Annotated in this window: 33 protein-coding genes; 29 read left to right on the top strand and 4 right to left on the bottom strand. The window is 68.2% G+C overall.

What is annotated here, in order from left to right:
* Nucleotides 1-146 precede the first annotated feature (146 nt).
* The gene (tuf, locus tag ABH940_RS13975; protein WP_370068853.1) at nucleotides 147-1,340 is read left to right on the top strand and encodes an elongation factor Tu; all 1,194 of its coding nucleotides are present in this window, start codon (nucleotides 147-149) and stop codon (nucleotides 1,338-1,340) included.
* A gap of 160 nt (nucleotides 1,341-1,500) precedes the next feature.
* Here tuf and ABH940_RS13970 read toward each other — a convergent pair whose 3' ends face one another.
* On the bottom strand, nucleotides 1,501-2,994 hold the full coding sequence (locus ABH940_RS13970; protein WP_370068851.1) for a glycosyltransferase family 39 protein: 1,494 nt from the start codon (nucleotides 2,992-2,994) through the stop codon (nucleotides 1,501-1,503).
* 311 nt (nucleotides 2,995-3,305) lie between these two features.
* On the opposite strand from ABH940_RS13970, the gene ABH940_RS13965 reads away from it, so the two are divergent.
* The 3 genes from ABH940_RS13965 to ABH940_RS13955 all read left to right on the top strand — a co-directional run bounded on the left by ABH940_RS13965 (nucleotide 3,306) and on the right by ABH940_RS13955 (nucleotide 6,572).
* Nucleotides 3,306-4,205 (top strand): glycosyltransferase family 2 protein, encoded by a 900-nt coding sequence (locus tag ABH940_RS13965; protein WP_370068849.1) that lies wholly within the window; start codon nucleotides 3,306-3,308, stop codon nucleotides 4,203-4,205.
* A 98-nt stretch (nucleotides 4,206-4,303) separates the two neighbouring features.
* Entirely contained in the window at nucleotides 4,304-5,248 is a 945-nt protein-coding gene (locus tag ABH940_RS13960; protein WP_370068847.1) for an NAD-dependent epimerase/dehydratase family protein, read from the top strand.
* Entirely contained in the window at nucleotides 5,241-6,572 is a 1,332-nt protein-coding gene (locus ABH940_RS13955; RefSeq protein ID WP_370068845.1) for an acyltransferase family protein, read from the top strand. Before ABH940_RS13960 ends, ABH940_RS13955 begins: the two co-directional genes overlap by 8 nt.
* Here ABH940_RS13955 and rfbC read toward each other — a convergent pair.
* Both rfbC and rfbA read right to left on the bottom strand, forming a co-directional pair.
* The gene (gene rfbC, locus ABH940_RS13950; RefSeq protein ID WP_370068843.1) at nucleotides 6,547-7,146 is read right to left on the bottom strand and encodes a dTDP-4-dehydrorhamnose 3,5-epimerase; all 600 of its coding nucleotides are present in this window, start codon (nucleotides 7,144-7,146) and stop codon (nucleotides 6,547-6,549) included. The genes ABH940_RS13955 and rfbC overlap by 26 nt on opposite strands.
* Entirely contained in the window at nucleotides 7,143-8,018 is an 876-nt protein-coding gene (gene rfbA, locus ABH940_RS13945; RefSeq protein WP_370068841.1) for a glucose-1-phosphate thymidylyltransferase RfbA, read from the bottom strand. The genes rfbC and rfbA overlap by 4 nt, the downstream gene beginning before the upstream one ends.
* Before the next feature lie 133 nt (nucleotides 8,019-8,151).
* On the opposite strand from rfbA, the gene rfbB reads away from it, so the two are divergent.
* The 25 genes from rfbB to rplO all read left to right on the top strand — a co-directional run bounded on the left by rfbB (nucleotide 8,152) and on the right by rplO (nucleotide 21,870).
* Entirely contained in the window at nucleotides 8,152-9,138 is a 987-nt protein-coding gene (rfbB, locus tag ABH940_RS13940; protein ID WP_370068839.1) for a dTDP-glucose 4,6-dehydratase, read from the top strand.
* The gene (locus ABH940_RS13935) at nucleotides 9,135-10,475 is read left to right on the top strand and encodes a lipopolysaccharide biosynthesis protein (protein WP_370068837.1); all 1,341 of its coding nucleotides are present in this window, start codon (nucleotides 9,135-9,137) and stop codon (nucleotides 10,473-10,475) included. Before rfbB ends, ABH940_RS13935 begins: the two co-directional genes overlap by 4 nt.
* Nucleotides 10,476-10,509: 34 nt before the next feature.
* Nucleotides 10,510-10,908: a DUF2304 family protein gene (locus ABH940_RS13930; protein ID WP_196193118.1), complete on the top strand. Its 399-nt coding sequence runs from the start codon at nucleotides 10,510-10,512 to the stop codon at nucleotides 10,906-10,908.
* Nucleotides 10,908-11,699: a glycosyltransferase family 2 protein gene (locus tag ABH940_RS13925; protein WP_370068835.1), complete on the top strand. Its 792-nt coding sequence runs from the start codon at nucleotides 10,908-10,910 to the stop codon at nucleotides 11,697-11,699. Before ABH940_RS13930 ends, ABH940_RS13925 begins: the two co-directional genes overlap by 1 nt.
* A gap of 439 nt (nucleotides 11,700-12,138) precedes the next feature.
* Entirely contained in the window at nucleotides 12,139-12,447 is a 309-nt protein-coding gene (gene rpsJ / locus ABH940_RS13920; protein WP_020549238.1) for a 30S ribosomal protein S10, read from the top strand.
* 16 nt (nucleotides 12,448-12,463) lie between these two features.
* On the top strand, nucleotides 12,464-13,108 hold the full coding sequence (rplC, locus tag ABH940_RS13915) for a 50S ribosomal protein L3 (RefSeq protein WP_370068832.1): 645 nt from the start codon (nucleotides 12,464-12,466) through the stop codon (nucleotides 13,106-13,108).
* A 4-nt stretch (nucleotides 13,109-13,112) separates the two neighbouring features.
* Nucleotides 13,113-13,790: a 50S ribosomal protein L4 gene (rplD, locus tag ABH940_RS13910; RefSeq protein ID WP_370068830.1), complete on the top strand. Its 678-nt coding sequence runs from the start codon at nucleotides 13,113-13,115 to the stop codon at nucleotides 13,788-13,790.
* Entirely contained in the window at nucleotides 13,790-14,110 is a 321-nt protein-coding gene (rplW, locus tag ABH940_RS13905) for a 50S ribosomal protein L23 (RefSeq protein ID WP_196193115.1), read from the top strand. Before rplD ends, rplW begins: the two co-directional genes overlap by 1 nt.
* Nucleotides 14,111-14,152: 42 nt before the next feature.
* Complete coding sequence (gene rplB / locus ABH940_RS13900; RefSeq protein ID WP_370068828.1) at nucleotides 14,153-14,989, top strand: 50S ribosomal protein L2; 837 nt, start codon at nucleotides 14,153-14,155, stop codon at nucleotides 14,987-14,989.
* Between the two features lie 11 nt (nucleotides 14,990-15,000).
* Nucleotides 15,001-15,282: a 30S ribosomal protein S19 gene (gene rpsS / locus ABH940_RS13895; RefSeq protein WP_030251592.1), complete on the top strand. Its 282-nt coding sequence runs from the start codon at nucleotides 15,001-15,003 to the stop codon at nucleotides 15,280-15,282.
* 46 nt (nucleotides 15,283-15,328) lie between these two features.
* Nucleotides 15,329-15,676, top strand: coding sequence for a 50S ribosomal protein L22 (gene rplV / locus ABH940_RS13890; protein ID WP_370068825.1), 348 nt, complete (start codon nucleotides 15,329-15,331; stop codon nucleotides 15,674-15,676).
* Entirely contained in the window at nucleotides 15,676-16,500 is an 825-nt protein-coding gene (gene rpsC / locus ABH940_RS13885) for a 30S ribosomal protein S3 (RefSeq protein ID WP_370068823.1), read from the top strand. The genes rplV and rpsC overlap by 1 nt, the downstream gene beginning before the upstream one ends.
* A gap of 2 nt (nucleotides 16,501-16,502) precedes the next feature.
* Nucleotides 16,503-16,922 (top strand): 50S ribosomal protein L16, encoded by a 420-nt coding sequence (gene rplP, locus ABH940_RS13880; protein WP_196193111.1) that lies wholly within the window; start codon nucleotides 16,503-16,505, stop codon nucleotides 16,920-16,922.
* A complete protein-coding gene (gene rpmC, locus ABH940_RS13875) occupies nucleotides 16,919-17,143 on the top strand; it encodes a 50S ribosomal protein L29 (protein WP_196193610.1) in 225 nt (74 codons plus the stop codon). The genes rplP and rpmC overlap by 4 nt, the downstream gene beginning before the upstream one ends.
* On the top strand, nucleotides 17,143-17,415 hold the full coding sequence (gene rpsQ, locus ABH940_RS13870; RefSeq protein ID WP_042367669.1) for a 30S ribosomal protein S17: 273 nt from the start codon (nucleotides 17,143-17,145) through the stop codon (nucleotides 17,413-17,415). The genes rpmC and rpsQ overlap by 1 nt, the downstream gene beginning before the upstream one ends.
* A 118-nt stretch (nucleotides 17,416-17,533) precedes the next feature.
* Nucleotides 17,534-17,905: a 50S ribosomal protein L14 gene (rplN, locus tag ABH940_RS13865; protein ID WP_042451761.1), complete on the top strand. Its 372-nt coding sequence runs from the start codon at nucleotides 17,534-17,536 to the stop codon at nucleotides 17,903-17,905.
* A gap of 15 nt (nucleotides 17,906-17,920) precedes the next feature.
* On the top strand, nucleotides 17,921-18,244 hold the full coding sequence (gene rplX, locus ABH940_RS13860) for a 50S ribosomal protein L24 (protein WP_370069014.1): 324 nt from the start codon (nucleotides 17,921-17,923) through the stop codon (nucleotides 18,242-18,244).
* Nucleotides 18,244-18,813, top strand: a complete 570-nt coding sequence (rplE, locus tag ABH940_RS13855; RefSeq protein ID WP_370068819.1) for a 50S ribosomal protein L5 — start codon at nucleotides 18,244-18,246, stop codon at nucleotides 18,811-18,813. The genes rplX and rplE overlap by 1 nt, the downstream gene beginning before the upstream one ends.
* Before the next feature lie 3 nt (nucleotides 18,814-18,816).
* Nucleotides 18,817-19,002 carry a type Z 30S ribosomal protein S14 gene (locus ABH940_RS13850; protein WP_196193109.1) on the top strand — a complete coding sequence of 62 codons (186 nt, stop codon included), beginning with the start codon at nucleotides 18,817-18,819 and terminating at the stop codon, nucleotides 19,000-19,002.
* A gap of 199 nt (nucleotides 19,003-19,201) precedes the next feature.
* Nucleotides 19,202-19,609, top strand: a complete 408-nt coding sequence (gene rpsH / locus ABH940_RS13845) for a 30S ribosomal protein S8 (RefSeq protein WP_370068816.1) — start codon at nucleotides 19,202-19,204, stop codon at nucleotides 19,607-19,609.
* Nucleotides 19,610-19,632: 23 nt separating this feature from the next.
* A complete protein-coding gene (gene rplF / locus ABH940_RS13840) occupies nucleotides 19,633-20,172 on the top strand; it encodes a 50S ribosomal protein L6 (RefSeq protein ID WP_370068814.1) in 540 nt (179 codons plus the stop codon).
* Between the two features lie 3 nt (nucleotides 20,173-20,175).
* On the top strand, nucleotides 20,176-20,559 hold the full coding sequence (gene rplR, locus ABH940_RS13835; protein ID WP_037605700.1) for a 50S ribosomal protein L18: 384 nt from the start codon (nucleotides 20,176-20,178) through the stop codon (nucleotides 20,557-20,559).
* 45 nt (nucleotides 20,560-20,604) lie between these two features.
* On the top strand, nucleotides 20,605-21,231 hold the full coding sequence (rpsE, locus tag ABH940_RS13830; RefSeq protein WP_111504516.1) for a 30S ribosomal protein S5: 627 nt from the start codon (nucleotides 20,605-20,607) through the stop codon (nucleotides 21,229-21,231).
* On the top strand, nucleotides 21,231-21,413 hold the full coding sequence (rpmD, locus tag ABH940_RS13825; protein WP_042367653.1) for a 50S ribosomal protein L30: 183 nt from the start codon (nucleotides 21,231-21,233) through the stop codon (nucleotides 21,411-21,413). The genes rpsE and rpmD overlap by 1 nt, the downstream gene beginning before the upstream one ends.
* A gap of 1 nt (nucleotide 21,414) precedes the next feature.
* A complete protein-coding gene (rplO, locus tag ABH940_RS13820) occupies nucleotides 21,415-21,870 on the top strand; it encodes a 50S ribosomal protein L15 (RefSeq protein ID WP_196193106.1) in 456 nt (151 codons plus the stop codon).
* 144 nt (nucleotides 21,871-22,014) lie between these two features.
* Here the strand turns inward: rplO and ABH940_RS13815 are convergent, their stop codons facing one another.
* Nucleotides 22,015-23,469, bottom strand: coding sequence for a glycosyltransferase family 39 protein (locus ABH940_RS13815; protein ID WP_370105366.1), 1,455 nt, complete (start codon nucleotides 23,467-23,469; stop codon nucleotides 22,015-22,017).
* Nucleotides 23,470-23,812: the final 343 nt, after the last annotated feature.

Below are 23,812 nucleotides of genomic sequence, written 5' to 3'. Positions count from 1 at the left end.
GACTTTCCGGTGCGAAACCTCGCATAGGCTGTACGGAGGTGGTCCTGGGGTCCGCGGAACATGCGGACCCCGGGCTCCTTCGGCCCCCCACCCCAGACCACCTGACGTCGAACGGCGTACAGAAACTGTCCTCAGGAGGACCCCAAGTGGCTAAGGCCAAGTTCGAGCGGAACAAGCCGCACGTCAACATCGGCACCATCGGTCACATTGACCACGGCAAGACGACGCTGACTGCCGCGATCACCAAGGTGCTGCACGACGCGTACCCGGAGATCAACCCCTTCACGCCGTTCGACCAGATCGACAAGGCGCCGGAGGAGCGTCAGCGCGGTATCACGATCTCCATCGCGCACGTCGAGTACCAGACCGAGGCGCGTCACTACGCCCACGTCGACTGCCCGGGTCACGCGGACTACATCAAGAACATGATCACCGGTGCCGCCCAGATGGACGGCGCGATCCTGGTCGTGGCCGCCACCGACGGCCCGATGCCGCAGACCAAGGAGCACGTCCTCCTGGCCCGCCAGGTCGGCGTCCCCTACATCGTTGTCGCCCTGAACAAGGCCGACATGGTGGACGACGAGGAGATCCTGGAGCTCGTCGAGCTCGAGGTCCGCGAGCTGCTCTCCGAGTACGAGTTCCCGGGCGACGACCTGCCGGTCATCCGCGTCTCCGCGCTGAAGGCGCTGGAGGGCGACAAGGAGTGGGGCGAGAAGCTCCTCGGCCTGATGCACGCGGTCGACGAGGCCATCCCGACCCCGGACCGCGACGTCGACAAGCCGTTCCTGATGCCGATCGAGGACGTCTTCACGATCACCGGTCGTGGCACCGTCGTCACCGGTCGTATCGAGCGTGGCGTCCTCAAGGTCAACGAGACTGTCGACATCATCGGCATCAAGGAGACCAAGACCACCACCACGGTCACCGGCATCGAGATGTTCCGCAAGCTGCTCGACGAGGGCCAGGCTGGTGAGAACGTCGGTCTGCTGCTCCGTGGCATCAAGCGCGAGGACGTCGAGCGCGGCCAGGTCATCATCAAGCCGGGTTCGGTCACGCCGCACACCGACTTCGAGGCCCAGGCGTACATCCTGTCGAAGGACGAGGGTGGCCGCCACACCCCGTTCTTCAACAACTACCGCCCGCAGTTCTACTTCCGTACCACGGACGTGACCGGCGTCGTGACCCTCCCCGAGGGCACCGAGATGGTCATGCCGGGCGACAACACCGCCATGACGGTCGCGCTGATCCAGCCGATCGCCATGGAGGAGGGCCTGAAGTTCGCCATCCGTGAGGGTGGTCGTACCGTGGGCGCCGGCCAGGTCACCAAGATCATCAAGTAATTGACGATCTGTTGATCTGAGTCACCACTCAGCAACGCAAGAAGCCCCCCGCCAGTACTGCTGGCGGGGGGCTTCTTTGTGTGGTGCGGAGTGCCGTGCGGAGTGTGGTGAGACGGGTCGGTTGCCACACCCGGGGGTGCGTGCGACGTCCCCGCCGGCCTCAGTGCATGCGGGTGAGCAGAAAGACCGAGAGGCCGGAGACCAGCTTGCGCAGCGCCTCGCGGTAGTGGGCGTGGAGGACCTTCGCCTCCGCCTTCGGAACCGCGGTGAAGGGGTTCACCACGTGGCCGCCGTCGGCGACGAGCCACAGGCGGGGTTCGTCGCCCAGGCAGCGCGCGGGCGTCGCGCACGCGATGCCCCAGAGGTCGTTGCGCTCCTCCGCGGTCGTCCCGGCGAAGACGTCGACGGGCTTGTCGCCGGCCGGGAGGTAGTACGGCACGCCGGTCTGGATCTCCCACCACTGCGCGTAGCCGTAGCCGTAGACGATGCCGTCACCCGGGCGGTAGCCCGCCGCGACGACATCCGCCGCCGCGCGGTAGTCCAGCGCGGTGAACGGTGCGGCCTGCGGGTACTGGTAGCGGTTGTGCGAGAGCGTCCCGTGCAGCGCGCGCTGGTCCGGGACGACGACGACGGCGAGCGCCAGCGCGACGGGCAGCGCGTAGCGCAGCCGCAGGGTCGCCAGGGACGCGCCGGCCAGCAGGGCCACCGCGGGGATCAGGAAGAAGAGGTACTTGGGCATCACGTACGACACCGAGCCGTACGACAGCGCCCACACCGCGCAGAACGGCACCAGCGTCATCACCGCCGCCATCGCGAGCTCCGCCCGGCGGCGGACCCGCCAGCCGAGCAGGACGACGATCGCGACCAGGGCCACCACGAGCCCGGTGGAGCAGAGGATCTGCGGCCAGAGCGTGGCCAGGTCGCGCACCGTCGGCTTGGGGATCCAGGAGATCTGACGCGTCGCCTGGTTCTCGCCCAGCGTGACGACGGGGATCAGCACCACCCCGGCGAGTGCTCCCGCGCCCAGGAAGCCGATCCAGCGGGCACGGCCGCCCTCCCGGCGCAGCGCGAGCGCGACCAGCGCGGCGTGACCGGCCAGGTAGGCCAGCGAGACCAGGTTCGAGTAGCCGGAGAGGGCGAGCGCACCCGCGTAGCAGAGCCAGCGGAGCGCGGTGGGACGTTCGAGTGCGCGCAGCAGCAGGAGCAGTGCCAGCGCGGACGCGAGGACGACCATGCCGTAGTCCCGCGCCTCCTGGCCGTAGCGTCCGATCGCCGGGACCAGGGCGTAGACCAGCCCGGTCAGCAGACCGGTGCGGTAGTCGAAGAGGCGCCGGGCCGCCAGGGCGGTGCAGGCCGCGCCGGCGGTCATCGCCAGGGCGGAGGGCAGCCGGAGGGCGGCGGGGGAGTCGCCGACAAGAGTCACCCAGAAGTGGACACCCAGGTAGTACAGACCGTGGACGGCGTCCACGTGCTGCACCGTCTGCAGGATCTTTCCAGCAGGACGGGTGACGACGCTGATCGTGGCCAGCTCGTCCTGCCACATCACCGGGTTGCCGAGACGGTAGAGCGTGGTCAGCAGGGTGACCAGCACGGGGAGCAGCCACACGGGACCGAGCAGTCTGCGGCCCATGAGGGAGCGCACGGATTGGGGCACGGGGGTCCTTCACAAGTCCTGCCCGGCTCTCCGCAGCTCTCCTGTGAGGTCCTGGTGCTCGGTCCGGGGTCAGCCACAAAGCCTAACCGGCCAAGGTCGGGAAGCCTGTGGGATCAAGTTCGGGATGCTGCGAGGATCAGTTGAGAACTCACGGCCGCCGGGAGTGTCGACGAGCGCGCGAAAGCACGGAAAGCTACCGGGTTGGCCGCGGTCGGTATGCTTCGCCCCGAGGGTGCCCTCCGCCCACGCAGGAGCTCGCGCGCGCCCGGCAGGCCGCCCGTCCGGACCCCAACCGATTTGGTGCCTTTATCGTGACCACTCTCGACATCATGCTGCCGTACTACGGCGACGTCGCTCTGATGCAGACCGCCGTGCGCAGTGTCATCGCCCAGACGGACCGGGACTGGCGGCTGGTCGTGGTCGACGACGGCAAGGAACCAGGGGTGCCGGAGTGGTTCGCCGAGCTCGGCGACGCTCGGGTGAGCTACCAGCGCAACGAGAAGAACCTCGGGGTCGTCGGGAACTACCAGAAGTGCCTGGGCCTGGTCGAGGCCGAGCACTTCGTGATGATGGGCACCGACGACGTCATGCTGCCCAACTACGTCGCAACGGTCCGCGCCGCCCTGGCCGCGCACCCGGGGACGGCGATCGTGCAGCCCGGCGTCGAGGTGATCGACTCCGACGGGAAGCCCAGCAACACGCTGGTCGACGAGGCCAAGCGCCGTATCTACGCCCCCAGGATCCAGGGCCGACGGCTGCTCGGCGGCGAGGCGCTCGCGGCCAACCTGCTGCGCGGCAACTGGCTCTACTTCCCGGCGCTGTGCTGGCGCACGGACGCGGTGCGCAAGTGGGGGTTCCGTGAGGGTCTGGAGATCATCCAGGACCTGGCGCTGATCGTCGACCTGATCCAGGACGGCGAGCAGCTGCTGGTCGACGAGACCCTCTGCTTCCAGTACCGGCGGCACGCGGTGAGCGTCTCCTCCGCCAAGGCCTTCAGCGGGTACCGCTTCGAGGAGTCCGCGCAGTACTTCGCCGACGTCGCCGACCGGCTCGACGCCCACGGCTGGCCGCGCGCGGCGAAGGCGGCCCGGACGCACCTCTCCTCGCGCATCCACGCGCTCACGCTGCTGCCGGGCGCGCTGCGGACCGGGCAGCGTGACGGTGCGCGTGCCCTGCTGCGGCACGCCGCAGCCTCCGGCCGTCGGCCCTGACGCACGGCCTGACCGGCTCACGGCCTGACCGGCCCACCGCCTGACCGGGCATGATCCGCGGCTCCGCCGCATCACGAACCACCTTTGGAGAAGCAGGTATGTCGAACAGCGTGGCGGTCCTCGGCGGCACCGGCTTCATCGGCCGTGCCCTGGCCGAGGAGCTGGTCCAGGGCGGCAGGCAGGTGCTGGTCGTCGCCCGCCGCGAGCCCGAGGTCCCGGTCCCGGGACGGTTCCGGGCCTTCGACCTGGTCGCCGGGACCGCCGCCGACCTGGCCGAGCTGCTGTGCGAGGAGCAGGTGTCCGCGGTGGTCAACGCCGCGGGCGGCATGTGGGGCCTGACGGACGAGCAGATGGTCGACGCCAACGTCACCATGGTCAAGCGCGTGCTCGACGCGATCGCGCTGCTGCCGGAGCAGGTCCGCTTCGTCCAGCTCGGTTCGGTCCACGAGTACGGGCTGGCGCCGATCGGCACGCTCCAGGCCGAGGGCGACGAGCCGCAGCCGGTGATGGCCTACGGCCGGTTGAAGGTGCAGGCCACCGAGCTGGTCCAGGCCGCCGCGAAGGGCGGTGCCCAGGCCGTGGCGCTGCGGGTGGGCAACGTCGTCGGCGCCGGACAGCCGGGACACAGCCTGCTGGGCGTGATGGCCGCCAAGCTGGCCGCCGCCGAGGCCGCGGGCGAGACCGCCGCGCTCACCCTCGCGCCGCTGACCGCGCAGCGGGACTTCGTGGACCTGGACGACGTCGTCGACGCGGTGGTCGTCGCGCTGGACGCCACCGGCGTCGACTGGGCGGCGGAGCCGGTGCTCAACGTGGGCCGTGGCGAGGGTGTCTCCGCCCGGCAGATGGTCGAGCTGCTCATCGCCGCATCCGGCGTGCCGGTGGACGTCACCGAGGACCCGGGCCCGGCGGGCGCCGGACCCGAGACGGACTGGCAGTGCCTTGATGTCACACTGGTGCGTCGCGTGCTCGGCTGGGAGGCGCGCCGGTCGCTGGCGGAGTCCGTCGCGGCGCTGTGGAAGGCGGAGGGAAGCCGCAATGGCTGAGACCATAGCTGCCGCTCCGGCGGGCAGGACCCGTGCGTGGTGGCGCACCCGTGGCACGCTCGGTGAGCTGTTGTCCGGCCGCGCGAACGGCTTCGGCCTGATCCGTCTGGCGTTGGCCCTGTCCGTCGTGGTCTCGCACAGCAACCCGGTCGGCTACGGCCGCCTGGACGTGGGCTCCCAGCTCTTCGGCAACCAGGTGGACCTCGGCAAGATGGCCGTGGTCGGCTTCTTCGCCATCTCCGGCTTCATGATCACCGGCAGCGGCAAGCGGCTGGGCATCGGCCGCTACGCCTGGCACCGGGCGCTGCGCATCCTGCCGGCCCTCTGGGTCTGCATCGTGCTCACCGCCTTCGTACTGGCGCCGTTCCTCTACCACTGGCAGCACGGCTCGCTGACGGGCTTCTGGACCGCCAAGTACGGGCCGTTCCAGTACATCGAGGGCATGTGGAACACCTCGATCGGCAGCGGCTACGACATCTCCGGGATCATGACCACCGGGATCCACCGCCACACCAACTTCAACGGGGCCTTCGACGGCGCCCTCTGGTCGCTGAAGTACGAGATCTTCTGCTACGTCATCGTGGGCATCCTGGCCGCGGGCGGTGTGCTGACGCGGGCCCGGAAGACGGTGGCGCTGGTGACCGTCGGGCTCTGGATCATGATCCTGATGAACCTGATCGACGCCAAGGGCTGGCGCGGCGCTCCCAGCGAGGGCAGCACCGCCTGGAACATGCCGGTGCTCGGCTGGCTCAGCAGCCACTACGTGATCTACCTGGGCTTCGTCTTCCTGCTCGGCGCGACGTTCCAGCTCTACAAGGAGCGGGTGCCGGTCAACGACCTGCTGGCCCTGGGCTCGCTGGTCGCGCTGGTCGGATCGCTGCTGCTGGGCGGCTTCTTCGTGATCGGCTACCCCGCCTTCGCCTACCTGGTGATCTGGGGCGGCGTGCGGATGCCCAAGCAGCTGCACTGGGTCGGCCGCAAGAACGACTACTCCTACGGCATCTACATCTACGGGTTCCCCGTACTGCAGACGCTGCTGATGATGCACTTCACCCGGTACGGCCACTACGCCTACGTGCTGGCCGCGATGGCCATCACCTGGGCGCTCGCCTGGCTCTCCTGGCACCTGGTGGAGGACCGCGCCATGAGTCTGCGGAACTGGACCCCGGCTCCGCTGCTGCGCTGGCTGAACGCACGCCAACGGGCACGCGAAGAGGCCGTCCTCGCCAGGGGAGCAACGGCTCCCGCAGCGACGGCGGCCTCCGGTTCGGCGTCGGATCAGGCCTCGGCGACCGAGGTCAGCGCTGCCGCAGTGAAGCAGTGAACGCGCGACAGGCTTCGTAGTCGGGCAGCAGACCGGCGGCCTCGGCCTCAGCGAGGGTCGGGGCCGCCGTGTCCTTGGCGGACAGCTGCGGCGCGTCGGCGGGCCACTCGATGGCCAGCGTCGGGTCGAGCGGGTGGATGCCGTGCTCGCCGGTCGGGTTGTACGTCTCCGAGCAGAGGTACGACAGCGTCGCGTCGTCGCTCAGCGCGCAGAAGCCGTGGCCGAGGCCCTCGGAGATGTACACCGCACGACGGTCGGCGTCGTCCAGGCGGACGCCCTCCCACTGGCCGAAGGTGGGGGAGCCCACCCGCAGGTCGACGATGATGTCGAGCACCGCGCCGCGCACGCAGGTCACGTACTTGGCCTGGCCGGGCGGGACGTCGGCGAAGTGGATGCCGCGGACCACGCCGGCCGCGGAGACCGACATGTTGCCCTGCGCCAGCCGCAGCGGGTGGCCCACAGCCTCGGCCAGGTGGTCGAAGCGGTACCACTCCATGAACATGCCGCGCGGGTCACCGTGCTGTACGGGGGTGACCTCCCAGGCGCCCTCGATGCTCAGCGGGCGGATCTTCATGCGGTGAGCCCTTCGTCCAGCAGGTTCAGCAGGTAGGTGCCGTAGCCGCTCTTGACCAGCGGCTCGGCGAGGGCGCGCAGCTGCGCCTCGTCGATGTAGCCCATGCGCCAGGCGATCTCCTCGACGCAGCCGATCTTGAAGCCCTGCCGCTGCTCGATGACCCGGACGTACTCGGAGGCCTGGACCATCGAGTCGTGGGTGCCGGTGTCGAGCCACGCGGTACCGCGGTCCAGCACGGTGACGGTCAGTCGGTCACGGCGCAGGTAGGCGTCGTTGACGGCGGTGATCTCCAGCTCGCCGCGGGCGCTGGGCTTGAGGTTCCGGGCGATCTCGACGACCTCGGAGTCGTAGAAGTAGAGGCCCGGCACCGCGTAGCGGGACTTGGGCTTCTCCGGCTTCTCCTCGATGGAGATGACCTTGCCCTCGCTGTCGAACTCGACCACGCCGAGTGCGCTCGGGTCCGCCACCGGGTAGGCGAAGACCCGGCCGCCGACCAGGCCCTTGTTCTCCCGCAGCCGGGTGCCCAGGCCACTGCCGTGGAAGATGTTGTCGCCCAGGATCAGCGCCACCGGCTCGTCGCCGATGAAGTCCGCGCCCAGCACGAACGCCTGGGCGATGCCCTCGGGGCGTTCCTGGACGACGTAGCTCAGCTGCATGCCCCACTGGGAGCCGTCGCCGAGCAGGCGCTTGAACTGGTCCTGGTCCTCCGGGGTGGTGATGACGAGCACCTCGGAGATGCCTGCCATCATCAGCGTGGACAGCGGGTAGTAGATCATCGGTTTGTCGAAGACGGGGAGCAGCTGCTTGGAGACCGCCCTGGTCAGAGGCCAGAGACGGGAGCCCGTTCCACCGGCGAGAAGAATGCCGCGCATGCCGCCACTCTATGGCCTCCTCCCGGAGGGGCCCTCCCGCCGGGTTGCGGATGTTCGCGGACTGTGACGAAGGGGAGAAGGCTCGGCGGCAGCTGGCCTCGGGCTCAGGCGGTCCGGCTATGCTGACCGGACTATGCGCATTCTTGTCACCGGCGGTGCCGGGTTCATCGGCTCCGAGTTCGTCCGCCAGCTCCTCTCGGCACCCGGTCCGCTGCAGGGCGCCCAGGTCACGGTGTTCGACAAGCTCACCTACTCCGGCGTCCTGGCGAACCTGGACCCGGTGGCCGACCACGCGGACTACAGCTTCGTCCGCGGCGACATCTGCGACGCCGAGGCCGTCGACCAGGTCATGGCCGGTCACGACGCCGTGGTGCACTTCGCCGCCGAGTCCCACGTCGACCGCTCCATCGCGGGCGCGGGACCGTTCGTGACCACCAATGTGCTGGGCACCCAGGTGCTGCTGGACGCCGCGCGCAAGCACGGCGTCGGCCGCTTCCTGCACGTCTCCACCGACGAGGTCTACGGCTCGATCGACGAGGGCTCCTGGACGGAGGAGTGGCCGCTGGCGCCGAACTCCCCGTACTCCGCCTCCAAGGCGGGCTCCGACCTGCTTGCGCTGGCCTACCATCGCACCCACGGCATGGACGTGGTGGTGACCCGCTGCTCCAACAACTACGGGCACTACCAGTTCCCGGAGAAGGTCATCCCGCTGTTCACCACCAACCTCATCGACGGCAGGAAGGTGCCGCTGTACGGCGCGGGCGGCAACATCCGCGACTGGCTGCACGTCTCGGACCACTGCCGCGGCATCGCCCTGGCGCTGGCCAAGGGCCGTGCCGGTGAGGTCTACAACATCGGCGGCGGCACCGAGATCACCAACAAGGAGCTGACCGGCCTGCTGCTGGGGGCCGCCGGAGCCGGTTGGGACATGGTCGAGCGCGTCGCCGACCGCAAGGGCCACGACCTGCGCTACTCCCTGGACATCACCAAGATCTCCGAGGAGCTCGGCTACACCCCGCAGGTGAGCTTCGAGCAGGGCCTGGCCGACACCATCGCCTGGTACCGCGAGAACCGCGCCTGGTGGGAGCCGCTCAAGGCGAAGGCAGCGCTGGAGCAGTGAGCGAGGCCGCCGCCGCGAGCTCGGCCCCGGCCGCGCGGAGCGGCCCGTTCGCCCGGATCCTCAGCGTCATCCCGCCCGGCACCCACCTGGTGATCGGCGGGACGCTGATCCTCGGCCTGGCCTCCTACGCGCAGATCGCCATCAACGGCCACGCGCTCGGCCCGGTTCCGCGCGCGGCCGTCTCGGAGCTCTGGTCGCTGGCGATGACGCTGAGCCTCGGGCTGTTCTTCCCGGTCGAGCAGGAGCTCACCCGGGTCGTCGCCGCGCGTCAGGTCCGCGGCGAGGGCGTGCGGCCGGTGTTCCGTCGGGCGGCGCTGTTCACCGGCGGCCTGCTGGCGCTGCTCTGCGCGGTCCTGGCGGCCACCGCAGGGCCGGTCGCGCACCGGTTCTTCGGCGGCGACACCGGTCTGGTCTGGGCGTTCGCCGCGACGCTGGTCGGCATGGGCCTGGTCTTCATGACCCGCGGCGTGCTGGCCGGGCTCGGCCTCTTCGACTCCTACGGGATCTCGCTGGCCCTCGACGGCGGGCTGCGCATCGTGATCGCCCTCGCGCTGGTGCTGGCCGGCGTGCACGAGGCGATCTACTACGGCCTGGTGATGGCGGTCGCGCCGCTGCTGGCCATGCTGTTGACGTTGCGTCCCGCCCGGCGCGGTTCGCTGCCGGGACCGCAGATGCCCTGGCCGGAGCTGTCGCAGAACCTCACCACGATGATGGGCGCCTCGATCCTGGCGCAGGTCGTGGTCAACGCTCCGGTGGTGGCCCTGGCGCTGCTGGCGCAGAACGACGCCAACCTGACCTTCGCGGTGCTCAGCGCGGGTGTGCTGTGCCGGATTCCGCTCTTCGTCTTCGGCTCGCTGCAGCCGACGCTGATGACCGGGCTGTCCACGGCGGCGACGTCGGGGGACCGGGCCGGGTTCCGGAAGATGCTGCTGCGGACCTGTGGCGTGATCACCGGGCTGGGCGTGCTGGGCGGTCTGCCGTCGGTTCTGCTCGGTTCTTGGCTGATTCACACCTTCCTGAACGCTCCCGACGTCCTGCACATGCTGGACTTCTTCTGGTTCGCCGCCGGGACCATGGCCTACATGTTGGCACTGGTGCTCGGACAGGCACTGATGGCCGTCGGGCGGCACCGGCTCCAGCTGCTCGGTTGGGTGGTGGGAACCGTGGCGCTCGTCGGTGCGACATTCCTACCGGGGGGTGCTTCGACGCGGGTGGAGTTCGCGTACTTCACCGGCTCGGTGGTCACCGCGGGGGTCCTTCTGGTACTGCTGTCGCGCGTGTCCGGTGGCCGTGAGGCCGCCGACGCCCGTGACGCGGAACCCGTCGCCACTCGCTAGGATTCCCTACGCCCCATCTGAAAGGCTCCCCGCCGTGCAACTCTCCGTACTCACCTCGATCAGCAGCGTGCTGGTGATCGGGTGCATCCTGGAGCTGCTGCGCCGCCAGCAGCTGCGGGAGAAGTACGCAGCGATCTGGATCACGATCGGCATCGTGGTCACGCCGATCGGCTTCTTCCCCTCGCTGCTGAACGGCGTCGCCCACCGCCTCGGTGTGGCCAACGGGGCCAGCCTGGTGCTCTTCTGCGGTTTCCTCCTGGTGCTGTTGGTCTGCCTGCACCTGAGCTGGGAGGCGAGCCGCCTCGAGGCGGAGACGCGCACTCTTTCGGAGGACATCGCCCTGGTCCGCACGCAGCTGGACCAGCACGCCGCGGAGCTCGCCGAGCTCCGCGACCGGCAGGAGCAGGGGCAGCCGCGGGAGGTGCGGGCCTGATGGGCGACAGTGTGATCGACACCGCAGCACTGGACGGCAAGCGGGTCCTGCTGATCCTGCCGGCCTGGAACGAGGCGGAGGGCCTGCCCTTCATACTCAAGGAGATCCAGGAGAAGCTCCCCGGAGTGGACACCCTGGTGGTGGACGACGGCTCCGCCGACACCACGGCCCGCGTGGCCGCGGCCTCCGGCGCCACCGCCGTGGCGCGGCTCCCGTACAACCTGGGTGTCGGCGGCGCGATGCGCCTCGGCTACCGCTACGCCTACGAGCACGACTACGACGTCGCGATCCAGTGCGACTCGGACGGCCAGCACGACCCCGGCTACGTCCCCGCCCTGGTCCAGGCGCTGGAGTCGGCGGACCTGGTCATCGGGGCCCGCTTCGCGGGAGAGGGCGCCTACTCGGTGCGCGGCCCGCGTGCCTGGGCGATGAAGCTGCTCTCCACGGTGCTGTCCCGGATCGCGCGCACCCGGCTCACCGACACCACGTCCGGTTTCAAGGCCTGCAACCGGAGCATGATCGCCCTCTTCGCCCACTGGTACCCGGTCGAGTACCTGGGCGACACGATCGAGTCCCTGGTCGGCGCGGTCCGCTGCGGCTTCGTCGTGCGGCAGATCCCGGTCGCCATGCGCGAGCGCACCACCGGCACGCCGAGCGCCTCGCCCATAAAGGCGACGATCTACCTCGGCCGGGCCGGCTTCGTGCTGCTGCTGGCCATGATCCGCCGGATGCCGAAGATTCCCGACCACGAGCAGCCGACCGCCCGGCTGGCGAGCGCCACCGCCGAGTGAGCAGCGGGAACTGACCGAACGTCACGTGGGGCCTCCTCCGGGAGGCCCCACGTGCGTGTTGACCTCGATTGGCGTGCCCCTTGTCCGGTATGGCACACTAGCCGAGTTGCTCGGTTGAGCGCCGATGCCGCGCGCCCCCTCATCGGATCCTTCGGGATCGGGGGGACCGAAAGCGAGTCCCACAGTACTCGTCGTGCCCGTGATGCCCGTTTGTCTGTGATCCAGCACGTCTGGACGAGACGCGGCAGCTGCGGCGCGAAAGTACGGGAATCTTTCGGGAAGCGTGGACAGAGGTGCCGATCCGGTGTTTCCGCCCCGGCTTCATTGCGAAGGCAAGTGCGACACGCCCGACCGCGTGGGTCGGCGAAACACCCCGAATGACTCCACCCGGAGGCGTTCGGCGCAGAGGTGACAGAGACAGAAGGACTACGAAGCAGCCATGGCGGGACAGAAGATCCGCATCCGGCTCAAGGCCTACGACCACGAGGTCATCGACTCCTCGGCGAAGAAGATCGTCGAGACGGTGACGCGTACTGGTGCGCAGGTCGCGGGCCCGGTGCCGCTGCCCACTGAGAAGAACGTGTACTGCGTCATCCGCTCGCCGCACAAGTACAAGGACTCGCGCGAGCACTTCGAGATGCGCACGCACAAGCGCCTGATCGACATCCTCGACCCGACGCCCAAGACCGTTGACTCTCTGATGCGACTCGACCTGCCGGCCGGTGTCGACATCGAGATCAAGCTCTGAGGGGCGTGAGCTGAAGATGGCTAAGCAGATCAAGGGCATCCTGGGCGAGAAGCTCGGCATGACGCAGGTCTGGGACGAGAACAACCGCATCGTCCCGGTGACCGTCGTCAAGGCCGGCCCGAACGTCGTTACCCAGGTTCACACCGCCGACGGCACCGGCTATGACGCCGTGCAGATCGGTTTCGGCGACATCGACCCGCGCAAGGTGAACAAGCCCCTCGCGGGTCACTTCGCCAAGGCCGGCGTGACCCCGCGCCGCCACCTGGTCGAGCTCCGCACCGCGGACGCCTCGGAGTACACCCTCGGCCAGGAGATCACCGCTCAGGTGTTCGAGGCCGGTGTCAAGGTCGACGTGACCGGCACCAGCAAGGGCAAGGGCTTCGCCGGTGTCATGAAGCGCCACAACTTCCGTGGCCTCGGCGCGGGCCACGGCGTCCAGCGCAAGCACCGTTCGCCCGGCTCGATCGGTGGCTGCGCCACCCCGGGTCGCGTGTTCAAGGGCATGCGCATGGCCGGTCGTATGGGCCACGAGCGTGTCACCACGCAGAACCTGACCATCCACGCCGTTGACGCGGAGAAGGGCCTGCTGCTCATCAAGGGCGCTGTCCCCGGTCCGAACGGCGGCCTGATCCTGGTCCGCACCGCGGCAAAGGGGGCCTGAAGCAATGAGCACCATCAACGTTCTCTCCCCCGCGGGTGAGACCGTCGGCACCGTCGAGCTGCCGGCTGAGATCTTCGACGCCAAGGTCAGCGTTCCGCTGCTGCACCAGGTCGTCGTGGCTCAGCTCGCCGCTGCTCGTCAGGGCACGCACAAGACCAAGCGTCGTGGCGAGGTCCGTGGTGGCGGCAAGAAGCCGTACCGCCAGAAGGGCACCGGCCGCGCCCGTCAGGGTTCGACCCGTGCGCCGCAGTTCGCCGGCGGTGGCGTCGTGCACGGCCCCCAGCCGCGCGACTACTCGCAGCGGACCCCCAAGAAGATGAAGGCCGCCGCTCTGCGTGGCGCCCTCACCGACCGGGCCCGCAACGCTCGCATCCACGTCGTCACCGGCGTGGCCGCGACCGAGGCGCCGTCCACCAAGGCTGCCCGCACGCTGCTCGGCAAGATCAGCGAGCGCAAGAACGTGCTGCTGGTCGTCGAGCGTGACGACGAGCTGTCGCTGCTCAGCGCCCGCAACCTGCCGACCGTCCACATCCTGGACGCCGGTCAGCTGAACACCTACGACGTGCTCGTCTCCGACGACGTGGTCTTCACTCAGGCTGCCTTCGAGCGTTTTGTGGCCGGTCCGGTCGCGTCCGCCAAGGCTGTCGCCGCTGAGGGCGAGCTCGATGGGAGCGCCGCCTGATGAGCGAGATCACGAGCAAGACGTACACGGACCCCCGTGACGTCCTGATCAAGCCGGTCATCTCGGAGAAGAGCTACGCGCTCCTCGACGAGAACAAGTACACCTTCGTGGTGTCGCCGGACGCCAACAAGACCCAGATCAAGCAGGCCGTCGAGGCCGTCTTCTCGGTCAAGGTCGCCAACGTCAACACGCTGAACCGCCAGGGCAAGCGCAAGCGCTCCCGCACCGGCTTCGGCAAGCGCAAGGACACCAAGCGCGCCATCGTGACGCTGGCAGAGGGCAACCGCATCGACATCTTCGGGAACGCCCCCGCCGCCTGACGGCGCGAGGGAATCCCGTAACGGTTAAGGACAGAAGAAGCCATGGGCATCCGCAAGTACAAGCCGACAACGCCGGGCCGTCGCGGCTCCAGCGTTGCCGACTTTGTCGAGATCACGCGGTCCGAGCCGGAGAAGTCGCTGGTCCGCCCGCTGCACAGCAAGGGCGGTCGTAACAACACCGGTCGTGTGACTGTTCGCCACCAGGGTGGCGGCCACAAGCGCGCGTACCGTGTCATCGACTTCCGTCGTCACGACAAGGACGGCGTGCCGGCCAAGGTCGCTCACATCGAGTACGACCCGAACCGCACCGCGCGCATCGCACTGCTGCACTACGCAGACGGTGAGAAGCGCTACATCATCGCTCCGGCCAAGCTCGGCCAGGGCGACCGGGTTGAGAACGGCCCCAGCGCCGACATCAAGCCGGGCAACAACCTCCCGCTCCGGAACATCCCGGTCGGTACGGTCATCCACGCCATCGAGCTGCGTCCCGGTGGCGGCGCGAAGATCGCCCGTTCCGCGGGCTCCTCGGTGCAGCTGCTGGCGAAGGAGGGCGTCTACGCCCACCTGCGCATGCCGTCCGGCGAGGTCCGCCTCGTGGACGCGCGCTGCCGCGCGACCGTCGGCGAGGTCGGCAACGCCGAGCAGTCGAACATCAACTGGGGCAAGGCCGGCCGTATGCGCTGGAAGGGCGTCCGCCCGACCGTGCGTGGTGTCGCCATGAACCCGATCGACCACCCGCACGGTGGTGGTGAGGGTAAGACCTCCGGTGGTCGCCACCCGGTTTCGCCGTGGGGTCAGAAGGAGGGTCGTACTCGTTCGCCGAAGAAGGCGTCCAACAAGTACATCGTCCGCCGCCGCAAGACGAACAAGAAGCGCTAGGAGCAGTCTCGATGCCGCGCAGTCTCAAGAAGGGGCCCTTCGTCGACGACCACCTCATGAAGAAGGTGGATGTCCAGAACGAAGCCGGTACCCAGAACGTCATCAAGACCTGGTCCCGTCGCTCCATGATCGTTCCGGCGATGCTCGGGCACACCCTCGCGGTGCACGACGGCCGCAAGCACATCCCGGTGTTCGTCACCGAGTCGATGGTCGGCCACAAGCTCGGCGAGTTCGCGCCGACCCGCACGTTCAGGGGTCACGTCAAGGACGACCGCAAGTCCAAGCGACGCTGACCTGCGAAGCGAAGACACGATGACAGACACCATCAAGGGGACAACCATGGAAGCCAGGGCAGCGGCGCGGTACATCCGCGTAACGCCCATGAAGGCCCGCCGCGTGGTGGACCTTGTCCGTGGCATGAGTGCCACGGAGGCCCAGGCGGTCCTGCGATTCGCTCCGCAGGCCGCGTCTGTGCCCGTTCTCAAGGTGCTCAACAGCGCCATTGCGAACGCGGACCACAACTACAACCACAACGACGTCGAGAGCCTCTACATCTCCGAGGCCTACGTCGACGAGGGCCCGACCCTGAAGCGTTTCCGTCCGCGGGCCCAGGGCCGCGCGTACCGGATCCGCAAGCGGACGAGCCACATCACCGTGGTCGTCGCGTCGAAGGAAGGGACCCGGTAATGGGCCAGAAGGTTAACCCGCACGGGTTCCGCCTCGGCATCACCACGGACTTCAAGTCCCGCTGGTACGCCGACAAGCTGTACAAGGACTACGTCAAGGAAGACGTCGCGATCCGTCGCATGATGACGTCCGGCATGGAGCGCGCCGGTATCTCGAAGGTTGAGATCGAGCGCACCCGTGACCGCGTGCGGGTGGACATCCACACCGCCCGCCCGGGCATCGTCATCGGCCGCCGCGGCACCGAGGCCGACCGCATCCGCGGCGACCTCGAGAAGCTGACCGGCAAGCAGGTCCAGCTGAACATCCTCGAGGTCAAGAACCCCGAGCTGGACGCCCAGCTCGTGGCTCAGGGCGTCGCTGAGCAGCTGTCCTCCCGCGTCTCCTTCCGTCGCGCCATGCGTAAGAGCATGCAGGGCACGATGAAGTCCGGTGCCAAGGGCATCAAGATCCAGTGCTCCGGCCGTCTGGGCGGCGCTGAGATGTCCCGCAGCGAGTTCTACCGCGAGGGCCGCGTGCCCCTGCACACGCTGCGCGCCAACGTCGACTACGGCTTCTTCGAGGCCAAGACCACCTTCGGTCGCATCGGCGTCAAGGTCTGGATCTACAAGGGCGACGTCAAGAACATCGCCGAGGTCCGTGCCGAGAACGCTGCCGCCAAGGCCGGCAACCGCCCGCCGCGTGCGGGTGGCCCGGGCGAGCGCCCGCGTCGTGGTGGCGACCGTCCCGCCGGTGGCCGCGGCCGCCGTCCGCAGCAGAACACCGAGGCTGCCGCCCCCGCGGCGACCGAGGCTCCGGCTGCGGCTGAGACCACTACGGAGGCCTGACCATGCTGATCCCTCGCAGGGTCAAGCACCGCAAGCAGCACCACCCCAAGCGCCGCGGTATGGCCAAGGGTGGCACTGAGGTGACGTTCGGCGAGTACGGCCTGCAGGCCGTCACCCCGGCGTACGTGACGAACCGGCAGATCGAGTCCGCTCGTATCTCCATCACCCGTCACATCAAGCGTGGCGGCAAGGTGTGGATCAACATCTACCCCGACCGCCCGCTGACGAAGAAGCCCGCCGAGACCCGCATGGGTTCCGGTAAGGGTTCGCCGGAGTGGTGGATCGCGAACGTGCACCCGGGTCGGGTCATGTTCGAGCTGTCCTACCCGAACGAGAAGGTGGCTCGTGAGGCGCTCACCCGCGCTGCTCACAAGCTCCCGATGAAGTGCCGGATTGTCCGGCGCGAGGCAGGTGAGAGCTGATGGCCGCGACGAAGGCTGCTGAGCTCCGCGAGCTGGACAACGAGGGTCTCGTTGCGCAGCTGCGTGAGCGCAAGGAGGAGCTGTTCAACCTCCGCTTCCAGGCGGCGACCGGGCAGCTCGACAACCACGGGCGCCTCAAGCTCGTCAAGAAGGACATCGCGCGGATCTACACCCTGATGCGCGAGCGCGAGCTGGGCATCGAGACGGTGAAGGACGCCTGATGACTGAGAACACCAACGAGACGCGCGGTTTCCGCAAGACCCGTGAGGGTCTCGTCGTCAGCGACAAGATGGACAAGACCGTCGTCGTCGCCGTCGAGGACCGCGTCAAGCACGCGCTGTACGGCAAGGTCATCCGCCGTACGAACAAGCTGAAGGCGCACGACGAGGCCAACGCTTGCGGTGTCGGCGACCGTGTTCTCCTCATGGAGACCCGTCCGCTGTCCGCGACGAAGCGCTGGCGCGTCGTCGAGATCCTCGAGAAGGCCAAGTAACGAACGCGATTGGGTGCCGTCGTATGTGCTCGGGACCCCGGCTCTTGCAAGAGAGTCAGGGGTGCCCGGGTGAGCAGCGGCGGACCCGGTCCCGATCGTTGACGATCAGGAGAAAGACGTGATCCAGCAGGAGTCGCGACTGCGTGTCGCCGACAACACGGGCGCGAAGGAAATCCTTTGCATCCGCGTTCTCGGTGGCTCCGGCCGGCGCTACGCGGGCATCGGCGACGTCATCGTGGCGACCGTCAAGGACGCGATCCCCGGTGGCAATGTGAAGAAGGGTGACGTGGTCAAGGCCGTCATCGTCCGGACCGTGAAGGAGCGCCGTCGTCCCGACGGTTCCTACATCCGGTTCGACGAGAACGCCGCCGTCATCCTCAAGAACACCGACGGTGACCCCCGTGGTACCCGCATCTTCGGCCCGGTGGGCCGTGAGCTGCGCGAGAAGAAGTTCATGAAGATCATCTCGCTGGCGCCGGAGGTGCTGTAACCGATGGCTAACAGCATGAAGATCAAGAAGGGTGACCTGGTCCAGGTCATCACCGGCAAGGACAAGGGCAAGCAGGGCAAGGTCATTCAGGCCATCCCTACGGAGAACCGCGTCCTGGTCGAGGGTGTCAACCGGGTCAAGAAGCACACCAAGGCCACGCCCACCGCGAACGGCTCGAAGGCCGGCGGCATCGTGACCGTCGAGGCCCCGATCCACGTCAGCAACGTTCAGCTGGTTGTGGAGAAGGACGGCAAGAAGGTCGTCACCCGCGTCGGGTACCGATTCGACGAGCAGGGCAACAAGATCCGCGTTGCCAAGCGCACCGGTGAGGACATCTGATGACCGACACCTCGATTGAGAAGGTCAGCCCCCGGCTCAAGGAGCGCTACCGCTCCGAGATCAAGGGTCAGCTGCAGGAAGAGTTCAGCTACGACAACGTCATGCTGATCCCCGGCCTGGTCAAGGTCGTGGTCAACATGGGTGTGGGCGACGCCGCCCGCGACTCGAAGCTGATCGACGGTGCGGTCAAGGACCTCACCGCCATCACCGGCCAGAAGCCGACCGTGACCAAGGCTCGCAAGAGCATCGCGCAGTTCAAGCTGCGTGAGGGTCAGCCGATCGGCGCCCACGTCACCCTCCGCGGTGACCGCATGTGGGAGTTCCTGGACCGCCTCATCTCGCTTGCGCTGCCGCGCATCCGTGACTTCCGCGGTCTGTCGCCGAAGCAGTTCGACGGCAAGGGCAACTACACCTTCGGTCTGACCGAGCAGGTCATGTTCCACGAGATCGACCAGGACAAGGTCGACCGCCCTCGTGGTATGGACATCACCGTGGTGACCACCGCCCAGACCGACGACGAGGGCCGGGCGCTGCTGCGGGCTCTCGGCTTCCCCTTCAAGGAGAGCTGACCGATGGCGAAGAAGGCACTGATCGCCAAGTCGGAGCGCAAGCCGAAGTTCGGTGTCCGGGGCTACACCCGGTGCCAGCGCTGCGGCCGTCCGCACTCCGTGTACCGCAAGTTCGGCCTCTGCCGTGTCTGCCTTCGTGAGATGGCGCACCGCGGCGAGCTGCCGGGCGTGACCAAGAGCTCCTGGTAACCAGCTCCTTCGGCCTATCCGAAGGACTGTCAGGAACTCAGAGGTAAGCAACCTCGGAACAGTCGGGTTCCCGACCTCCTGTAACCTAGGGAGGTCGGGGCCCGTGCTGCCCCGAATTCGTCTTACTACACCGTAGGTCCCGTGCCCCTTCTGCAAACGAGGCGCGCGGAAACCGCGGTGAGAGAGGCCACAGGCCATCATGACCATGACCGACCCGATCGCAGACATGCTGACGCGTCTGCGAAACGCGAACTCGGCCTACCACGACTCCGTCGTGATGCCCCATTCGAAGATCAAGACGCACATCGCGGAGATCCTCAAGCAGGAGGGTTACATCTCCAGCTGGAAGGTCGAGGAGCCGAAGGAGGGCGAGGTCGGCAAGAAGCTGGCCATCGACCTCAAGTTCGGCCCGAACCGTGAGCGCTCGATCGCGGGCATCAAGCGCATCTCCAAGCCGGGTCTGCGGGTCTACACCAAGTCCACCGCTATGCCGAAGGTGCTCGGCGGCCTGGGCGTGGCGATCATCTCCACGTCCGCAGGTCTGCTCACCGGACAGCAGGCAGCCAAGAAGGGCGTGGGTGGGGAAGTCCTCGCCTACGTCTGGTAACTCAGGGAAACGGAGGTACAGCAATGTCTCGCATTGGACGGCTGCCCATCCCGGTTCCCGCCGGCGTGGACGTCACCATCGATGGCCGCACGGTCTCGGTGAAGGGCCCCAAGGGCACCCTCACCCACGCCGTCGCCGCGCCGATCGAGATCGCGAAGGCTGAGGACGGCACTGTCGTCGTCTCCCGCCCGAACGACGAGCGCATGTCGAAGGCCCTGCATGGCCTGACCCGCACGCTGGTGGCGAACATGATCACCGGCGTGACCGCGGGCTACCGCAAGTCGCTCGAGATCAGCGGTGTTGGTTACCGTGTCGCGGCGAAGGGCTCCGACATGGAGTTCCAGCTCGGCTACAGCCACCCGATCCTGGTCCCGGCCCCGGAGGGCATCTCCTTCGTGGTCGAGTCGCCGACCAAGTTCCACGTGGACGGCATCGACAAGCAGAAGGTCGGCGAGGTCGCCGCGAAGATCCGCAAGCTGCGCAAGCCCGACCCGTACAAGGCCAAGGGCGTCAAGTACGCGGGCGAGGTCATCCGCCGCAAGGTCGGAAAGAGTGGTAAGTAACCCATGACTGTCGGTGTGAAGATCGGCAAGGGCAACGGCTACAAGGCCGCCGCCCGTAAGCGCCGCGCCATCCGCGTCCGCAAGCGCGTCTCCGGTACTCCGGTTCGTCCGCGCCTGGTGGTCTCCCGGTCCAACCGCCACATCGTGGCGCAGGTGATCGACGACCTCGCGGGCCACACCCTGGCTTCGGCGTCCACCCTCGACGTGTCCATCAAGGGCAACGAGGCGGACAAGACCGAGCAGGCCAAGAAGGTCGGAGCCCTGGTCGCCGAGCGCGCCAAGGCTGCCGGTATCGAGCAGGTCGTCTTTGACCGCGCGGGCAACCAGTACGCCGGCCGCATTGCGGCCCTGGCGGACGCCGCCCGCGAGGCCGGTCTGGACTTCTGACCCGCCCGCCACAGGCTGACGGACGAAACGAGAGAGGTAAATCCAATGGCTGGACCCCAGCGCCGCGGTAGCGGCGCCGGCGGCGGCACCGGCGGTGGCGAGCGGCGTGACCGTAAGCGTGACGGTCGTGACGGCGGAGCCGCCGTCGAGAAGACCGCCTACGTCGAGCGCGTCGTAGCGATCAACCGAGTCGCCAAGGTTGTCAAGGGTGGCCGTCGCTTCAGCTTCACCGCGCTGGTCGTGGTGGGCGACGGTGACGGCACCGTGGGTGTCGGTTACGGCAAGGCGAAGGAGGTGCCGGCCGCCATCGCCAAGGGTGTTGAGGAGGCCAAGAAGCACTTCTTCAAGGTCCCCCGTATCCAGGGCACCATTCCCCACCCCATCCAGGGCGAGAAGGCCGCGGGCGTCGTCCTGCTCAAGCCGGCTTCCCCGGGTACCGGCGTTATCGCCGGTGGTCCGGTGCGTGCCGTGCTCGAGTGCGCCGGCGTGCACGACATCCTGTCGAAGTCCCTGGGCTCCGACAACGCGATCAACATCGTCCACGCGACCGTGGCCGCGCTGAAGGGCCTTTCGCGCCCCGAGGAGATCGCTGCCCGTCGTGGTCTGCCGCTGGAGGACGTTGCTCCGGCCGCGCTGCTGCGCGCCCGGGCTGCTGGGCAGGGGGCTGCGTAATGGCTCGCCTGAAGATCACCCAGGTCAAGTCCTACATCGGTAGCAAGCAGAACCACCGTGACACCCTGCGTTCGCTTGGTCTCAAGCGCATGCACGACGTGGTCGTGAAGGAGGACCGTCCCGAGATCCGCGGGATGGCCCAGACTGTCCGTCACCTCGTCACGGTCGAGGAGGTGGACTGAGATGGCGGAGCAGAACCCGCTGAAGATCCACAACCTGCGTCCCGCCCCGGGTGCCAAGACCGCCAAGACCCGTGTCGGTCGTGGTGAGGCATCCAAGGGTAAGACCGCTGGTCGTGGTACCAAGGGCACCAAGGCCCGTTACCAGGTTCCGCAGCGCTTCGAGGGTGGCCAGATGCCCCTTCACATGCGCCTGCCGAAGCTGAAGGGTTTCAAGAACCCGTTCCGCGTCGAGTTCCAGGTCGTCAACCTCGACAAGCTGGCCGCGCTCTACCCGCAGGGTGGCGAGGTCACGGTCGAGGACCTGGTCGCGAAGGGTGCGGTTCGCAAGAACTCGCTCGTCAAGGTGCTCGGCACCGGCGAGATCGCCGTGGCGCTGCAGGTTTCGGTTGACGCCGTCTCCGGCTCCGCCAAGGAGAAGATTGCCGCTGCGGGCGGCTCGGTGACCGAGCTCATCTGAGCTCGTCGCTGACGCCCTGAGCGCTGAGGCCCGGTTCCCCTTCGGGGGAGCCGGGCCTTTCGCCTTTTCCACAGAGGGACGTTGCAGTTCCCCGCGCCCCTGGTGGTGCAACTGCCTGCGGCAGCGCCCCCGAAGGAGTTGCGCCTATCGCTTGAGGGTTAGCAGCCCTATGGTCAGGCCCTGGACGTGGTGGACCGAGGTGACGTTGTACCGGGCGGCGAGCGCCGCGCGCTCCGCAGGAGTCAGGCCGCTCATCGGGCTGTGCCAGTAGCCGTAGGAGACGACCCAGATGCGGCGCGGAGCGTTGTGCAGGCAGGTCGCGGGCACCGTGCATTCGACCGCCATCAGGTCGTCCGCCTGGGCCGGGGTCTTCGCTGCGAAGAGGTCGCGGGGTCTGTCGGCGGAGGGCAGGTAGTACTCGATCCCCAGATCGAGCATGTACTTCGCGTACGGGCCGCGCTCCGGGACGAACGCGTCCCCCTCGCGGTAGCCCGTGGCGATGATCGAGGCCGCGCCCTTCCAGTCGGTCGTGGTGTGAGCGGCGGGCTGGCGCAGTTGGACCTGGTAGGGGAGGGCGATCAGGGCGACCAGCAGGACCGCCGCGGGTGCGGTCCAGCGGGAGAAGGGAAGCCGTTCCGCGCCTGCCGCGGCGATGATCGCCCAGAACGGGACGACGAAGAGCAGGTAGCGCTCGACCCAGTAGGACGTGGAGCCCTGGGAGACGAGCCACACCGTCAGCACCGGCAGGATCGGCAGGGGGAGCAGCAGTCGGCCGGGGCGGCGCAGGCAGGCGACGACGGTCAGGGCCAGCAGCACCACCGTCACCGGCCAGGAGGCCGTGATCGAACCGAGCAGTCCGGGCAGGGCGAAGATGTTCGGGCGGGTGGTCCAGTTGAGCTGGCGGCCGGCCTGGTCGTGGCCCGCCAGCAGCAGCGGGGTGAGGACGGCGAAGGCCAGCACGGCGGCCGGGACGAAGCCGCGCCAGGCGCGCCTGCGGCGGGTGTACACCAGCCAGAGGTGGCCCGTCAGCACGCTGAGGGCGACCAGGTGGAGAAGTCCCGCCAGGGCCATCAGGGCCGCGTAGCCCAGCCAGCGGAGTGCCATCCGGCGCCGGCCCGGGTTCTCCCGGCAGTCGAGGATGGTCAGCAGTTGCAGGGTGGCCAGCAGGACGACGGTGTCGACCATCGCGTAGACCCGGGCCTCCTGCGCATAGCGGATGACCAGAGGCGTCAGCGCGTAGAGCAGGCCGGCCCAGAGCCCGACCCGGGCGCTGAAGAGGCGCTTGCCGATGACGGCGGTGAGCCCGGCGGAGACCGCGGTTGCCAGCACGCTGGGCATCCGCAGGGCCGCGGCCGAGGTGCCGAAGCTGTTGATCCAGAAGTGCAGGAGGACGTAGTAGGCACCGGAGACGGCGTCCACATGGCCGAGCAAGCCCCACAGCTGTCCCAGGCTGCGGGTGGCGGCGGTCCAGCTGGCCAGTTCGTCGCGCCAGAGGTCCGGACGTCCCACCTCGATCAGGCCGAGGACGAGCGCCAGGAGCGCGGGCGGGGCCCATGCGGGGGGTCTGCGGAGCAGCACGGGTGCCTCGGGTGCCTTCATCGGTTTGTGGTTTTCCCTCGAACGGGGTCCTGTCTACCAGCCGCCAAGCGGCGTAGCGGCTCGGTAAACGGGCTTTCATGCGCAATTCATCGCTCAATTACTTCGAAGGTGTGCGTTGTGGCGTCGCCTTGACCTCGGAGCTTGACGTGCGCGAATCGGACAGAAGACGGACAGAAGGCACCCTTTGCCGGTAACCATCGGGGGAAGCCCCAAGATCGGCTTGTCTCCCTTGGGTTCTGTGCTTCATTCGTGCGGCCACTGGCTGTTAGAGTCCGTGGAGTCCATATGTAGGTTGGCCCACCCGTCTCAGACGGTACGCCCCCCGATCCACCGTCCCTCCGGG

The sequence above is a fragment of the Streptacidiphilus sp. BW17 genome, from assembly GCF_041262485.1.
Classification (GTDB): Bacteria; Actinomycetota; Actinomycetes; order Streptomycetales; family Streptomycetaceae; genus Streptacidiphilus.
This window is presented reverse-complemented; position numbering and strand designations above follow the sequence as displayed.

Coding starts and splice junctions, on each gene's coding strand:
- rpsQ (WP_042367669.1), top strand. CDS start 17,143: ATGACTGAGAACACCAACGAGACGCGCGGTTTCCGCAAGACCCGTGAG.
- rplD (WP_370068830.1), top strand. CDS start 13,113: ATGAGCACCATCAACGTTCTCTCCCCCGCGGGTGAGACCGTCGGCACC.
- rplC (WP_370068832.1), top strand. CDS start 12,464: ATGGCTAAGCAGATCAAGGGCATCCTGGGCGAGAAGCTCGGCATGACG.
- ABH940_RS13850 (WP_196193109.1), top strand. CDS start 18,817: ATGGCGAAGAAGGCACTGATCGCCAAGTCGGAGCGCAAGCCGAAGTTC.
- rplE (WP_370068819.1), top strand. CDS start 18,244: ATGACCGACACCTCGATTGAGAAGGTCAGCCCCCGGCTCAAGGAGCGC.
- rpsJ (WP_020549238.1), top strand. CDS start 12,139: ATGGCGGGACAGAAGATCCGCATCCGGCTCAAGGCCTACGACCACGAG.
- rplR (WP_037605700.1), top strand. CDS start 20,176: ATGACTGTCGGTGTGAAGATCGGCAAGGGCAACGGCTACAAGGCCGCC.
- rplX (WP_370069014.1), top strand. CDS start 17,921: ATGAAGATCAAGAAGGGTGACCTGGTCCAGGTCATCACCGGCAAGGAC.
- ABH940_RS13925 (WP_370068835.1), top strand. CDS start 10,908: ATGGGCGACAGTGTGATCGACACCGCAGCACTGGACGGCAAGCGGGTC.
- rplV (WP_370068825.1), top strand. CDS start 15,329: ATGGAAGCCAGGGCAGCGGCGCGGTACATCCGCGTAACGCCCATGAAG.
- rplW (WP_196193115.1), top strand. CDS start 13,790: ATGAGCGAGATCACGAGCAAGACGTACACGGACCCCCGTGACGTCCTG.
- rpsC (WP_370068823.1), top strand. CDS start 15,676: ATGGGCCAGAAGGTTAACCCGCACGGGTTCCGCCTCGGCATCACCACG.
- ABH940_RS13815 (WP_370105366.1), bottom strand. CDS start 23,469: ATGAAGGCACCCGAGGCACCCGTGCTGCTCCGCAGACCCCCCGCATGG.
- rpsE (WP_111504516.1), top strand. CDS start 20,605: ATGGCTGGACCCCAGCGCCGCGGTAGCGGCGCCGGCGGCGGCACCGGC.
- rpmD (WP_042367653.1), top strand. CDS start 21,231: ATGGCTCGCCTGAAGATCACCCAGGTCAAGTCCTACATCGGTAGCAAG.
- rfbB (WP_370068839.1), top strand. CDS start 8,152: ATGCGCATTCTTGTCACCGGCGGTGCCGGGTTCATCGGCTCCGAGTTC.
- ABH940_RS13955 (WP_370068845.1), top strand. CDS start 5,241: ATGGCTGAGACCATAGCTGCCGCTCCGGCGGGCAGGACCCGTGCGTGG.
- rpsH (WP_370068816.1), top strand. CDS start 19,202: ATGACCATGACCGACCCGATCGCAGACATGCTGACGCGTCTGCGAAAC.
- rpsS (WP_030251592.1), top strand. CDS start 15,001: ATGCCGCGCAGTCTCAAGAAGGGGCCCTTCGTCGACGACCACCTCATG.
- ABH940_RS13960 (WP_370068847.1), top strand. CDS start 4,304: ATGTCGAACAGCGTGGCGGTCCTCGGCGGCACCGGCTTCATCGGCCGT.
- rplO (WP_196193106.1), top strand. CDS start 21,415: ATGGCGGAGCAGAACCCGCTGAAGATCCACAACCTGCGTCCCGCCCCG.
- rfbA (WP_370068841.1), bottom strand. CDS start 8,018: ATGCGCGGCATTCTTCTCGCCGGTGGAACGGGCTCCCGTCTCTGGCCT.
- rfbC (WP_370068843.1), bottom strand. CDS start 7,146: ATGAAGATCCGCCCGCTGAGCATCGAGGGCGCCTGGGAGGTCACCCCC.
- rplB (WP_370068828.1), top strand. CDS start 14,153: ATGGGCATCCGCAAGTACAAGCCGACAACGCCGGGCCGTCGCGGCTCC.
- rplF (WP_370068814.1), top strand. CDS start 19,633: ATGTCTCGCATTGGACGGCTGCCCATCCCGGTTCCCGCCGGCGTGGAC.
- rplP (WP_196193111.1), top strand. CDS start 16,503: ATGCTGATCCCTCGCAGGGTCAAGCACCGCAAGCAGCACCACCCCAAG.